General features: G+C 40.2%; 10 protein-coding genes and 2 pseudogenes. 10 read left to right on the top strand and 2 right to left on the bottom strand.

From position 1 onward, the window contains the following. Positions 1–369: pseudogene (locus IQ242_RS06140) on the bottom strand (glycogen-debranching protein); the annotation flags it as partial. 536 nt (positions 370–905) lie between these two features. Between IQ242_RS06140 and IQ242_RS06135 the strand changes: the two are divergent. The 10 genes from IQ242_RS06135 to IQ242_RS06090 all read left to right on the top strand — a co-directional run bounded on the left by IQ242_RS06135 (position 906) and on the right by IQ242_RS06090 (position 12,167). Then, on the top strand, positions 906–1,691 hold the full coding sequence (locus tag IQ242_RS06135; protein ID WP_002738520.1) for a hypothetical protein: 786 nt from the start codon (positions 906–908) through the stop codon (positions 1,689–1,691). 226 nt (positions 1,692–1,917) lie between these two features. Then, complete coding sequence (locus tag IQ242_RS06130) at positions 1,918–2,958, top strand: lipase (RefSeq protein WP_002738386.1); 1,041 nt, start codon at positions 1,918–1,920, stop codon at positions 2,956–2,958. Between the two features lie 179 nt (positions 2,959–3,137). Beyond that, the gene (locus IQ242_RS06125) at positions 3,138–4,562 is read left to right on the top strand and encodes a phosphatidylinositol-specific phospholipase C domain-containing protein (RefSeq protein ID WP_002739270.1); all 1,425 of its coding nucleotides are present in this window, start codon (positions 3,138–3,140) and stop codon (positions 4,560–4,562) included. Between the two features lie 179 nt (positions 4,563–4,741). Beyond that, positions 4,742–6,046 (top strand): hypothetical protein, encoded by a 1,305-nt coding sequence (locus tag IQ242_RS06120; protein WP_193959367.1) that lies wholly within the window; start codon positions 4,742–4,744, stop codon positions 6,044–6,046. A 123-nt stretch (positions 6,047–6,169) separates the two neighbouring features. Next, complete coding sequence (locus tag IQ242_RS06115) at positions 6,170–6,628, top strand: hypothetical protein (RefSeq protein ID WP_193959366.1); 459 nt, start codon at positions 6,170–6,172, stop codon at positions 6,626–6,628. An 88-nt stretch (positions 6,629–6,716) separates the two neighbouring features. Beyond that, positions 6,717–7,151 (top strand): glycoside hydrolase domain-containing protein, encoded by a 435-nt coding sequence (locus IQ242_RS06110; RefSeq protein WP_223211111.1) that lies wholly within the window; start codon positions 6,717–6,719, stop codon positions 7,149–7,151. 325 nt (positions 7,152–7,476) lie between these two features. Next, positions 7,477–8,493 carry a linear amide C-N hydrolase gene (locus tag IQ242_RS06105; protein ID WP_061430149.1) on the top strand — a complete coding sequence of 339 codons (1,017 nt, stop codon included), beginning with the start codon at positions 7,477–7,479 and terminating at the stop codon, positions 8,491–8,493. Positions 8,494–8,661: 168 nt separating this feature from the next. Then, the gene (locus IQ242_RS06100; RefSeq protein WP_061430150.1) at positions 8,662–9,927 is read left to right on the top strand and encodes an amidohydrolase family protein; all 1,266 of its coding nucleotides are present in this window, start codon (positions 8,662–8,664) and stop codon (positions 9,925–9,927) included. Beyond that, positions 9,927–10,949 (top strand): GTP-binding protein, encoded by a 1,023-nt coding sequence (locus IQ242_RS06095; protein ID WP_193959365.1) that lies wholly within the window; start codon positions 9,927–9,929, stop codon positions 10,947–10,949. The genes IQ242_RS06100 and IQ242_RS06095 overlap by 1 nt, the downstream gene beginning before the upstream one ends. Positions 10,950–11,162: 213 nt before the next feature. Further along, positions 11,163–12,167 (top strand): hypothetical protein, encoded by a 1,005-nt coding sequence (locus IQ242_RS06090; protein WP_052277379.1) that lies wholly within the window; start codon positions 11,163–11,165, stop codon positions 12,165–12,167. Between the two features lie 75 nt (positions 12,168–12,242). On the opposite strand, the pseudogene IQ242_RS25870 reads toward IQ242_RS06090, so the two are convergent. After that, positions 12,243–12,497, bottom strand: a pseudogene (locus tag IQ242_RS25870) (IS4 family transposase); the annotation flags it as partial. Between the last annotated feature and the right edge of the window lie 127 nt (positions 12,498–12,624).

Below are 12,624 nucleotides of genomic sequence, written 5' to 3'. Positions count from 1 at the left end.
GTCCACATCTGCCTGAAAACCGGCGTTACTGTGACCTCTTTGCCATTTTTGATCAAATTGCCAATTGGAACCCCAACAGCGAAAAGCATAGTAACTGCCGTGGGGAATACTGGCGATTTTTGCCCGCCATATATCATCATTTGGGTTTTTTGTCAACCAGTAATCATACTTAGCGTTTTCTCCCGTCGGGCGATCGTAGATTTCCAGAAGAATCTGACTGGCATTTTTAGAATAGACGGCAAAGGTGACGCTATCGCCCCGATAATGCGCTCCGAGGGGATAGGTGGCATCGGCCCAAAGATGGCTATCTAGGGGGGCATAATTACCAGATTGGGGATGATTTTGACCGATCTCACTCTCCGATTTCATAAGTTTAATAAATCTCAGATTATGACTGTCTAAAGTATAGATTTAGTATGCTCTTGAATGTAAATTTTTATGACGAAATTCAACGTTTCTGGGCTTAATCCATTGACTTAGTTACTCAAATGGTTGAGGATGGGGGGGCTGACATAGGCATAACTTTTAGCTGCAGAACTTAAGCATCTCATAAAGTTGCTCCTCCCGACAATCCTCTATCTAATTATGAGAATCAGACAAGCTGGAATCCAAAAGGCAAACAAGTCGAGGTTTATACGCAATTTTCTGCTGGTGCAACCCTTGGCGATCAAGACTTGGCTAATTACTATGAAACGACAGAGCCAGGACTCAATCTTTCCAGCCAATTATAGAATAGTTTAGACATTGTTCCCCAATATTGAGGGGTCACTGACTAACAATTTATCTGATACTCTAACCCTATCTGATCAGGATTTAGATACAATGGATGCTCAACTATCTTAGTTTTTTAGTCTTGATTAACTCAGCGATCACCATCGGAAAATCTGAACCGGGAAATAAATACCATGAAATTAGAAGACATCATTCAACAAAACCTCGTTAAACCCATTGATTCCTTAGCTGGAGACTCGGAACTTTGCCGAGAAGTTCAGACCCGTTTGCAAGTTTTCGGATTACTTCCTGCTCATGGTGTTGATGGCATTTATGGACCCCAAACAAAACAAGCCTTTGAACAATTCAAACAAAAAATCAAAGAAGGCGAATTGGATACCTTGGGAGCATCTTCGGCAAAATTTTTACTAGAACTTAAAGAATTACCGGGGGGTAATAATTTAATCTCCAAAGCTCAAGCCGAATCTATCTATGGTAATGTCATTAGCGATGGACAATTAGCAGACCTCAATTCTTGCTTAAATCGCTTTGAAATTAACACTCACCCCCGAATGTGTCATTTTTTAAGCCAAACTGCCCATGAAAGTGGCGGCTTGAAATGGATGAAAGAACTCGGTAGCGGTGAGGAGTATAACGGACGGAAAGACCTGGGAAATATTTATCCGGGAGATGGTCCCAAATATAAGGGAGCAGGCGTTATTCAACTAACGGGACGCAGTAACTATCAAGCTTTTGCGAATTATATTCATGATCCGAAAGTGATGGATGGAGTTGACTATGTTAGTACCACCTATCCTTTTACCAGTGGCGGTTTTTGGTGGCATAACAATAACATGAATGCTCTTTGTGATCGCGGTGCAACGGTGGAAGAAATCACCCGACGAGTCAATGGTGGTCTTAACGGACTAGCTGATCGTCAAGCTTACTACGAAAAAGCGATCAAAGTTTTTCCTGTTTAGCAATGCTTGTCCTACATTTTCCGCCAATAGCTGTTCTGGTGCTAATTTTTACACCTCTAATGATGGGGTAAGTTGGGGTCAACTTAATCAAGTAAAAAAGAGCGGTCATCCCTTTTTTGTGAAATTTGTTTTGTGACCAAACCATTAACAATTTTCTGGCGACTCAATTACCTGGATTTGTCTAAGATACGCCTAATCAATTCACAATCGGAGGGAGAAAATTTCAATGCCTACTTACGATCAACAACAAACGCTTTTCTGTCTTTCTATGTTCGCTAATATCAGTAATAGCGAGAAAGTTATTACAGATTTAGCCAATCCTACGGTTCAAGCAAAAATTGGTCAATGGACAATTCTTTGGGGTCCTGTTATTTATTATCATGATCCTAAAAATCAGAACTGGGATAATATTATGTATGTGGCAAAGGGAGAAAATGCCGAAACCAATAACCCTCAATATGTAGTTGCGATCGCCGCTACGAATCCCAAATCAGTTTTTGATTGGTTACAGGAGGATGCTGCTACCCATAACATGGTTTCCTGGTCAACGCAATTCCCCGAACGCGGAAAAATTTCCCAAGGAACAAATACCGGAATTACTATTCTGCAAAACCTGAAAGATTCCTCTAACCGTTCTCTGTTAGAATTTTTGACCCAGGAAATTCCCAGCCAATCTGACCAACCTATTGAAATCATTACCACCGGCCATAGTTTAGGTGGTGCATTATCTCCGGTAATGGCATTATGGCTGTACGAAAATCAAGCAACCTGGAACCCTACCGGTAAACAAATCACCGTCAATACCCAATTTTCTGCGGGAGCAACCCCAGGGGATCAAACCTTTTCTGATTACTACGGAAATACGGAGCCAGGTCTCAATCAAAGCAGCCGACTCTGGAATAGTTTGGATATTGTTCCCCATGCTTGGAATATTCAGCAATTACAGCAGATTCCTACCCTGTATCAATCTTGTAATATTCCTAAATCTTCGAGAATTGCACTATTAGTTGATAGTCAAATTCAAAAAGTAAAAAACTGTAATTATCTCGCCTTAAATCCCAGCACTTTTGCCATGAAAGGTGAATGTGGCGTTTTTTCTCAACCGCAAACAACTCCCCTGAAGCAATTTCTGCAAGAAGCCTATTTTCAGCACATTCAAGCTTATTTCAATCTTCTGGAAATTGACTGGCCGCTGACGGAAAATGTGGCTAATGCTCTCACGCTAACAGAGCAAGATTTAGATGATATTGCCACTAAGTTAAGCTAATTATTCTATCGCTAAACAGTCGGCAGTGGGAATCGGCACGACTGTAAATGGGGAGGAACAGAAAGGGCTAATATTTAAATTATTCACTTCTGACCTCTCAAGTAATTATCTTTAACTGTAACTCAATTAACGACTTTAAAAAGTCAACAATACTCATCTTCATCAAGGAGAAAATTATTATGGGTGCTGGATTTCACATACAAATTGTCAACGCTACGCCATATAACATCAATCAAGTAAAATCCCACAGTTACCAGATGGAGTGGGATCCATCTTCTCAGATTAGTCCTAATTCCTTTACTCAATTTTATGCTGAGTTTAAAGAAACAGTAGGTCATGACAGTATAGATGATGCGGGTGATGTTGAATATACCCTTGAGGGGGTAAGTAACTTTAACTTTACAATTAGTGCTAAAAAGAGTGGAGTTCACGGACTATCAACGCCTGTCCCCTCAGAAGCAGGTTATGGGGTTTTAGTTGAATGGCAAAATATTCCCAATGGTCTTTTTGTTTATCCTACTCCAGATACTACTAATACATCTGCTGTAGGATGGATTCATGATGGAGTAGTAACGATCGCCCTTGGTTATTTCCCTAGTAATACCCAAAACCCAATTAGTTCCTATCCAACCCCTAATTATGGCAGTGGCGGATTAGCAGATGATCAAAGTGTGTTACGTCCTTCCGTATTACACTGGGCTAATAATTGGATGGAATTATTTGCCCCTTGTATTCAAAACCTTTGTCTCAATGAGTTAACCCTGCCAGGCACTCACGATGCCTCAACTTATTGCGCTGGTAGTATTAGCCAAACGTGGGTACAAACTCAATACCAAAACATCAATCAGCAACTTAGTCAAGGTATTCGTGCCCTTGATCTCAGGTTAATGCTTAGTAGTGGCTCAGGGGATAATCAATTTGTTATGTGTCACGGGAGTTTTGCTCTCCCCCTGACTTTAGTAGATTTTCTCAATCAAGTAACGCAATTTTTAGCTGATAATCCCCAAGAATTTGTTATTCTTGACTTACATGATTTTGAGGGAAATTGGACAAGCCAAACCTATCAAGATTTATCTAATCTGATTATCAACACTATTGGACAGGATAAATTAATTCCGCCCTCTGGTATTTCTCAACCCTTAAAAGACCTTTGGCAAACTACTGGCCGAGTTGTAGTTGGTTCTCTCGAATTTCCTGATAGTATGTCTGATTGGTTAGCACAAAATACACCCTTTTGGAGCAGTTCTATTAAACAATATTGGTGTGGTACAAGTGTAACTCTTTGGTCAGACGTGCAGAGTTATTTACAACAACAAATTGACGCTATCAACCAACCTAATAATTTTCTCTGGTCATTAATGGCTCAGTATAATTATGAAGGTGCTTATGGAGTACCAGCTAATGTGCCTAAAGAACTCTCTAGCTTTTTCGCTGGTTTAAATGGCATCAAATCTAACATTATTGCCACTGATTGGTGGAATCGCGTCAATACCAGTACAGGTCAACTAGAAACCACTGTCAATAATTTTTCTGCTCTCATTAATGGAGTCCCTTTAAACATTTTAAAAGGGTATCGACGGGCAAATAACTTACCCCTATGGTAACTGCCATTAGATAGGCGATCGCCCCTAATTGAGCCTAGTTATCCTAAATCTCTGATACAGTCGGCAGTGGGAATCGGCACGACTCTAAATGGGGAGGGAAAGAAAGGGAAAATAATTAAATTATTTACTTCTGACCTCTCAAGTAATTCTCTTTAACTTCAACTCAAAAGGAGATAATCATGTCTTTTCCCTACACTCAATGTATTTCGGCAATCACTATTCCTGCTGGTGAATATAAGAACTATACTTTTGTCGTCGCTGCTTACCAAAGTGGGATCTCGGTTGGGCAATTTTCACCGAATCCAACCCCACCAAGTTATACTTTAGGGGGGGTGAGTAATCTTGATAATAATGGTGCCAGTACCACTGCTATTGAGTTTCTGCTTGATTACAGCAACACTGACTATTCACCACCTTACTATTTTGTTTACGGATCTGAAGACGAGAATATTTGGCTTAATAGCATTAATCCCGCTACTGGAGGCAGCCACTTCACAAGTAGTAATGTCACGACTCAGATCGCTTCGGAAAAACAACCCGATGCGCCAATTGCCAGACTTTTCTATTATTTCCCCGAAAGCCTTCTTTACGTGGCAGCGTCTAATGGCAACCTCTACTGGTATTCAGTCACTTGGTCTTCTGACGGCAAGCCGAGCTTGTCTTATGTGGGTTCAAACACATCTTATAACGGAGATGGAGATTATGAACCGTCTGGAGCGCCCATATCTCTGACCTTTTTCCCTGCGAACACGCTAACTAATTACGATTGTCTGTTACTCGGCGGTGTGAAAGAAGCTACGTGGGTTATGTTCAATGCTCAGAACCCATCTTCAACTCCTCACCTTTTCAGTTGTCCCACCGGGGCATTTGAAGGTACTGCAATTGCAACTGGTATTTGTAAAGGACCAGAGGGCATTTACTGGTCAACCGGATACAGTTTAAACTATATGGACTATGGGAACTATGGCTCCTTGAACTCTGTTATTTGGACAGTACCCAGTGACCAGGCCATTTTATCTTTGGCCTACTCACCAAACGCCGGTAATGCAGATCCGGGATATTATCCAAAGGGAGCAATCTTTATTGCCACGGCTCCGCCCGTCCCCTCTAATTCCTCTATGGGCAGTATCTGGGTTGTTGATGTCAGTAGTAACACGGTAGGCAATGCCGCCCAACAGGATGCAACCATCTCAGGGTCCCCTTGGGCGATCATTGCTGATGCCAATCTGAATTATATGTGTGCAACTGGTTCATGTGGTGTTTTCCTAAGTACCTTGGCAGCTTATAATCCAGAATCAAATATTCCTGAGAATGGAATGTTAGTACCAAATCAGGTGACTAGCGGTGTTGGGCATACCTGGATCAGTGATCTTGTTTCCGCCGCCGCGTTGGTTTTTGGCGTGGTGACAGAGGATCCCGTTGCTGTCGGTTGGGCAGTTGCAGGTATTGATGCTGAGGCAATCGATGCCCAAACGGGTTATTAAGCGAATAGGACGCTATAGTACCAGTTGGTTGGTGTGAGAAAAAAAAACAAACTTTCCTCAACCAACCTAACAATCTCTTGAATCAACAAAACTTAATCAAATATTCAAGGAGGTCATCAATTTATGGTTTTATACCGATGCAAAGAAAGCTATACCATCACCGTCAAAGATGAGGATGGATCTTTTTTATGGAATTTTAATAACTTTCCCTGCGATTTTGTCGGAGACAGACGGGGTGAAGCCGATATGGGAGCTATTCCTTTTGAGTTTAAACCCTACAATATACCTCTAGTGGTTGCCAATGCTAGATTATTTTCTGTCTTTGGTTTTGATGATCCCTCTTGGTTGGGAAGTCCTTTAGATATTCATCTCTGCTTTGCCGCTGATAATGGGATGCAGTCGATTACTTTAATACCGAATAAAGCGGCGGATTTTGAAGTGATTGAAGACAGCGAACGTTGTAACATCCTTCGTCATGTCTATGATAGTCGTTCCTATTTTGAAATTCTGTTAGGTAGTACACAAGAAAAGGCGGATACAGATACCATTTGGCTACATACTATGAATGTCTATCAAGACTAACCATTACAGCGGATTCGCTAACTATGTGGCACGGCCAAATCCTGACATTAGACCTCTTGTAAAAGTAGGTTCGTAGTTATCTCGTGTTATCTCGTTCCCAGGTTCTACCTGGGAACAAGAAAGTAGGGGGGCATTCTACGGGGACAATGGGGCAAATAATGCTATTAGCGTGGGTTTTCCTGGGAAAGTAAATGTTTGGTTAGACTTGGAAGGAATTAGTTCTGAAGTTTCAGCCGAAGCGGTAATTCAATACTGCACCAATTGGTATAATGCTATCGCAGGAGCGGGTTATTTACCCGGGTTATATGTGGGGGCTAATTCAATTTTGAATAGTCAGCAACTTTATGATTTGCCTTTTCAACATTATTGGCACTCAGAAAGTACCGTTCCCCCAGGGGCGGTTCGCAGTTATAAAATGGTGCAATATTACGTTGCTGAACCGGTTAATGGCATTGGCATTGACCAAGATATTACCTATATTGATAACGACGGCGGTGTGCCTCAATGGTTAATCTTAAGCTAAGTTTAATCTTTGGATAATTGATTTAACGGTTGAAAATGTGTATATTGGTATTGTGTTCCATTGCAGTTAAGTTTTAATCCAACAGGAACTAATTTATCACTACCCTTAATTCAACCTGATTGGGTAAAAGTATTAGTCCCTAATGAGGCTAACTAATCGTCATAATCTCTAGGGGAAGGCTTCTCCTGAAACTGGAACCCAACAGACAATAGCCCAAGCCAAAATCTGATCGGGATTTTCAGGCTTTGAGTATTTCAGGATGAGCAATCCAAAATCGAAATTGACTTTTCGTTTTGACAATTTCTTTGGTAAGGTATCAACACTTATGTGTACGAATTTTGCTTTATATTCAACGGGAGCTAACACCCCCTACCGGATTACCGCTCGCACGATGGATTTCGCCGCGGATTTAATGACCCAACTCAAAGTTATTCCCCGTGGTAAATCCTTTCCTGAGCTAGTGTTAACACCTCTCACCAATCCCGTTAAATGGACTAATCAATACGGTTATGTCGGGATGGAATGCGGCCCAGAAGGAGTCAAACAAATTACCGATGGTTTGAATGAAGTGGGTGTGTCCGTCGGTTTATTATGGTTAGCCGATAGTCAATATCCCACCGCAGAATCAGCCAAAAATCCCACCATTTATAATATTTGTTTAGGAGATTGGATTTTAGGGAATTTTGCCAGTGTTGCGGACTTAAAATCTGCCCTACAAAATGTCACAGTTATTAACATTAAAGAGCGTGTTCCCGTGCGTTTTGTGTTACATTATGTTGTGAGCGACAACACTGGGGCTAATTTAGTTATTGAGTTTACCAATGGGCAAATGCAGACCTATGAACCGGCTAATGGCGTAATGACCAATGCTCCCCCCTATCCCTATCACTTAGACAATTTAAGTAATTATGTCAATTTGAGCCTGACGAATAACGCCCAAGTTTGGTGGGGACAGGAAATTAATGGCAGTGGTTGCTTGGGAATGCCTGGGGATTATACGGCTCCTTCTCGTTTTATTAAGGCGACCATGTTACAGCAATCTACGCAAAACTATACCCCAGAAAATCAGGAGCAAGCAATCGGTTTGGCCCTGCGAATTTTACAAAACTTTGCTACTCCCAAAGGCTCAGTAGTGGAAGTCAATGGGGGCAAATTAGATTATACTCAGTGGGGGGTTGTGCGAGATCACAAAAATTTGGTTTATCACTTCTTTACCCAGTTTAATAACAATACTTTTGCTATTGATCTGAGTAAGATTAATTTTCAAACGGTTAAACCCAATGGTATCTCGATTGAACAATCGAATTGGATGACCGACATTACAGCGAATCTGAAAGATTGATTGATAATGTATCTCGTTCCCCAGTTTTACTACAGCCTTTCTCAGATAGATGAGGTACAATAGCAACAGTGTGTGAACCAATTAGGAAGGTCTTTTTCCGAGACTTGCTTAAAAGCCTCTTCCAAACTAATCAAAACGCTGAAAAAATTAACAACAGGAGAAACAACGATGACTGGTACTAATTCCACTAGCCCAAATTATGTAATCGTCACCGATCAATATTGGGATGGTTTGGCTGATAATCCCCTTGGTGCCACGGAAATTCGCGTCGAAAATGGGAATATCACTGCGATCGCTACAACAGTTGATCACAGCAACGCTCAAATTATTGAACTAAAAGGACACACCGTTACCCCTGGTTTCATTGATTGTCATGTTCATATCACCTTCTGTGAAGGGGATCCTACAATTCCAGAAAATCCTTATATGGTGACAGTGCCATTAATGACCCTTTATAGCTTAAATCCCCTGAAAATACTGTTAATGAACGGTTTTACTACTGTAAGGGAAGTGGGTTGTCCCGATCCAGAATTTATTACCGTCGATCTCAAAAAAGCGATCGCCAATGGCTGGATTATTGGACCAGATCTATTGGTAGCACCTCACCTGATTTCAGCCCAAGGAGGACATGGTGATTTTACCTCTTTAGTTGCTTTTCAGTTCAGACCAGAAAAATTTGAAGTAGCAGACGGAACAGCAGAAATTATCCGCATAGTACGGGAAGAAATTCGCTCAGGAGCAGATTGGATTAAATTCTGTGCCACAGGGGGTTTTAGCTCTCCTACGGATGATCCGAGTCAAACCACCTATTCCCAAGAGGAGATGAATATTCTGGTTAGTACCGCCAAAGATTTCGGTATTTCTGCTTGTCCTCACGCTTATGGAGGGGAAGGGGTTCAACGTGCTGTTAATGCGGGGGTACGTTCCATTGAACATGGTAATCTTGCCAGTTCCGAGACTTTGCAATTGATGGAAGAGAAAGGAGTTTATCTGGTACCAACTCAATACACTGTTTTAGAAAAAGCTCGCAATGCCAATAATCCTGAATATTGGAAAAGTCGTTCTCCTTGGCAACACGCTAAATATCAAAAATATGCCTCTCAACTGATTGCTTGTGCTGATAATTTAGCTAAAAGTAACGTTAAGATTGCTTTTGGTACTGATGCGGGAACTTTTCCTCATATAGATAACTGGAAAGAGTTTCCAGCGATGGTTCAAAATGGTATTACTCCTTTACGCGCTTTAAAAGCAGCAACTACTGTAGCGGCTGAATTATTAATGCAGCCGAATATTGGTGCGTTAGCGGTGGGGAAATTTGCTGATATTATCGCTATGCCGGGTAATCCTTTTGAGGATATTAATGTTACTGGTAAAGTTGATTTTGTCATGAAACGGGGAGTCATCTATAAACAACCATCGGGAGGACAAGTATAATGGTTTTGTCATCAAATCTCTGGAAGACACCAGTAACACTGCTGACGGGTTTTTTAGGTGCGGGTAAAACTACTTTACTTAACTGCATTCTTAAGGGTAAAAGTGATCGCCGTTTCGGCATACTGGTCAATGATTTTGGCAGTCTTAATATTGATCAGATGTTAATTAAAAATAGAGACGATGATCTAATCACTCTTGAGGGAGGTTGTGTTTGTTGTAGTTTACAAAATAATCTGGTTAATTCCCTTCCCAAAATCCTATCTCTCCGTCCAGATCAGATCTTAATTGAAGCCAGTGGAATTGCTAACCCTTATACCCTGTTACAAACCCTAAAGCGTCCAGTTTTAAGTAGAATAATTCGCTTGGAAAGCATTATTACCCTAGTTGATGCGACCTATCTACCCCAAATTTGTGAACCATCTGGAAAAATTAACTATCAAGATTTGCTAATTGATCAAATTTCGGCTGCTGATATTGTGGTTCTCAATAAAATTGATTTGATTGATGAAAAAGCACAAATTAATGCTAGTCAAATTATCCAAAAAATAGCACCTTGGGTGCGTTTGTTAAAAGGGAGTTATGGGGATGTTTCCCTAGATTTATTATTAGGATTTAGGGACTCATTTCCCGTTCGTTCTGTATCTAGTCAATTAAAATCTAATCACTCTGATAACTTTCATACTTGGAGTTATGAAAGTGTTCGCCCTTTTCAGTTATTAACCCTAGGAAAAATATTAGGGAAATTACCCGTAACTGTATTGCGAGCCAAGGGTATTTTATCTACTGTTGAACATCCCAATAGAGGAGTAATTTTGCAACAAGTGGGGCCGAGAATTACCTTAGAAATAGGCGAAGAATGGGGTAATAATCCACCCTTTACCCAATTGGTATTAATTAGCACGGAGGCAATTAATACAAATATATTACAGCAGCAATTAGATAGCTGTTTAAGAGTAGAGGATTTTGAGGTAAATTTAAAAACTCAAACCAAAGATAATTTTATTTTAAGTAACGAAATGTAACGAATATATCACAATTATCCAGGGTCAAACGTTTTATCAAAAAACTGGGTTTAAAACCTCCTCCTTCTAGGGGAACTTGATGTTATAATTTTAGTAATCTAGAAAACCCGCCCTATCCTAGAGAAAGTCCTGCAACGGGTTGACGATGAGTAAGGGGAAGCTGGAGAGATAGCCTTTTCATTCTATTAATCAATCTAAAAAGTCCCCAAAAATATGATAACTTCCACTCCAGTAAAAAAAAATGACGATGTTAACGCCTTAAATGCGGATATTAGGGAAGTTTTATTAGAGGTTTTGCCGATAATTTCGCCTGAATTACAACTAGAAATCGCTAACTTAGTTCAACAGATTCATCACCTGAATTATTTGATTTATAAAAAAAGTAATAGCTGGAAAATTGGTTGGTTTATTTTTAACAATGATCCAACTAAATTGATTTTGTTATTAGAGGAAATTAAATATATATTGCTCATGGCAAAAACTAATAAAGTCGGAGTTGATGCTATTCGAGAATTCAGAATTAATCTAGAAAAGGAAATTAATAATAGTCGCTATTTTTTATGGGGACATATTTTGAATGGATTTAGTTCTATCTATTCTACAAGATCAGTCCCATTCAAAATATTTTTAGGTTTATCTATTACAACTTTTTTATCTATGATTGCCCTCAAATTTTCTGCTCAAGAAATTTACATATTTGATGATAATTTACACCAGAAACACTCTCAAGAGGAGGCACTTATTTCAAAACCATTACCTCAAGCAAACTCCCCAGCCCCCATTCCTTCTAGTAGTTATTCAGAACAGTTAAAATCATCGAGTGATACGATAAATCCTAATCGGCATATATTTTATGGTTTAGTTTATGCGGCAACAGCAGGAGTGTTGGGAAGTGTTGCGAGTATTTTACTCAGAATTATCGACTTTACAGACAAAAAATATGACGACCCCCTCATTCCTCTTTTTATTGGTTTGTTTAGACCCTTAATTGGTCTAATTTTCGGTATTTTTATCTTTAGTTTAATTAGCTCAAATACGTTGATTAAAATTGATTTTATGATTACCCAGGATCAAAATTCTTCTAGTTTAATAACCAACAAAGCCCGTCAGGATTTATTTATCTTTTCCTGTGCTTTTTTAGTGGGATTTAGTGAAAGATTTGCCTCAGATTTACTGAAAAAAACTGAATCGGGATTAATTGAAGAAAAAGAAAAATAATGTTATTGGCTAAATTATAGGGACTTTTGCGGATTCAAGACATACAATAACAGCAGTGGGCAAAATAATTGCGGAGATCAAGAAAGTAACGGTTCGCATCCGTTCATCGCTGTTTGAGTTGCCTTTTTTCTTCTTGAGCATCCACCAGAGAAGGGGTATAGCTACCCCTTCATAGACAATGCCGACTGTGAGGATGTTGTAGTGATGACTACCAAATGACCAATTGGTGCGGTCAATACTCAATACCCAGGGTTGAGGGATATGGAGCCACTGGACTACAATGGGAGCTATTTGAGGGTAATCTCTCTCGAAGTCCCCAAACAAGCGTTGTCATCGGAAATTTTGGGTCTGAAACCCCGCCGTTCTAGGTTGGCTTTACGTTAGAATTAAAAGGCCAGTCTCGAAAACCAAGTGGACGGCGCAGCACCTTGAAAACTCGGCTTAGGGGGTTCCGACC

This window comes from Microcystis sp. LEGE 08355, from assembly GCF_015207185.1.
Classification (GTDB): Bacteria; Cyanobacteriota; Cyanobacteriia; order Cyanobacteriales; family Microcystaceae; genus Microcystis; species Microcystis panniformis.
The sequence above is the reverse complement of the archived record's forward strand: the minus strand, read 5'-3'. Positions and strand labels throughout refer to the sequence as shown.

Excerpts from the sequence above, each read along its gene's own strand:
- IQ242_RS06120 (WP_193959367.1), top strand. The coding sequence starts at position 4,742 with ATGTCTTTTCCCTACACTCAATGTATTTCGGCAATCACTATTCCTGCT.
- IQ242_RS06095 (WP_193959365.1), top strand. The coding sequence starts at position 9,927 with ATGGTTTTGTCATCAAATCTCTGGAAGACACCAGTAACACTGCTGACG.
- IQ242_RS06115 (WP_193959366.1), top strand. The coding sequence starts at position 6,170 with ATGGTTTTATACCGATGCAAAGAAAGCTATACCATCACCGTCAAAGAT.
- IQ242_RS06090 (WP_052277379.1), top strand. The coding sequence starts at position 11,163 with ATGATAACTTCCACTCCAGTAAAAAAAAATGACGATGTTAACGCCTTA.
- IQ242_RS06130 (WP_002738386.1), top strand. The coding sequence starts at position 1,918 with ATGCCTACTTACGATCAACAACAAACGCTTTTCTGTCTTTCTATGTTC.
- IQ242_RS06100 (WP_061430150.1), top strand. The coding sequence starts at position 8,662 with ATGACTGGTACTAATTCCACTAGCCCAAATTATGTAATCGTCACCGAT.
- IQ242_RS06125 (WP_002739270.1), top strand. The coding sequence starts at position 3,138 with ATGGGTGCTGGATTTCACATACAAATTGTCAACGCTACGCCATATAAC.
- IQ242_RS06135 (WP_002738520.1), top strand. The coding sequence starts at position 906 with ATGAAATTAGAAGACATCATTCAACAAAACCTCGTTAAACCCATTGAT.
- IQ242_RS06105 (WP_061430149.1), top strand. The coding sequence starts at position 7,477 with ATGTGTACGAATTTTGCTTTATATTCAACGGGAGCTAACACCCCCTAC.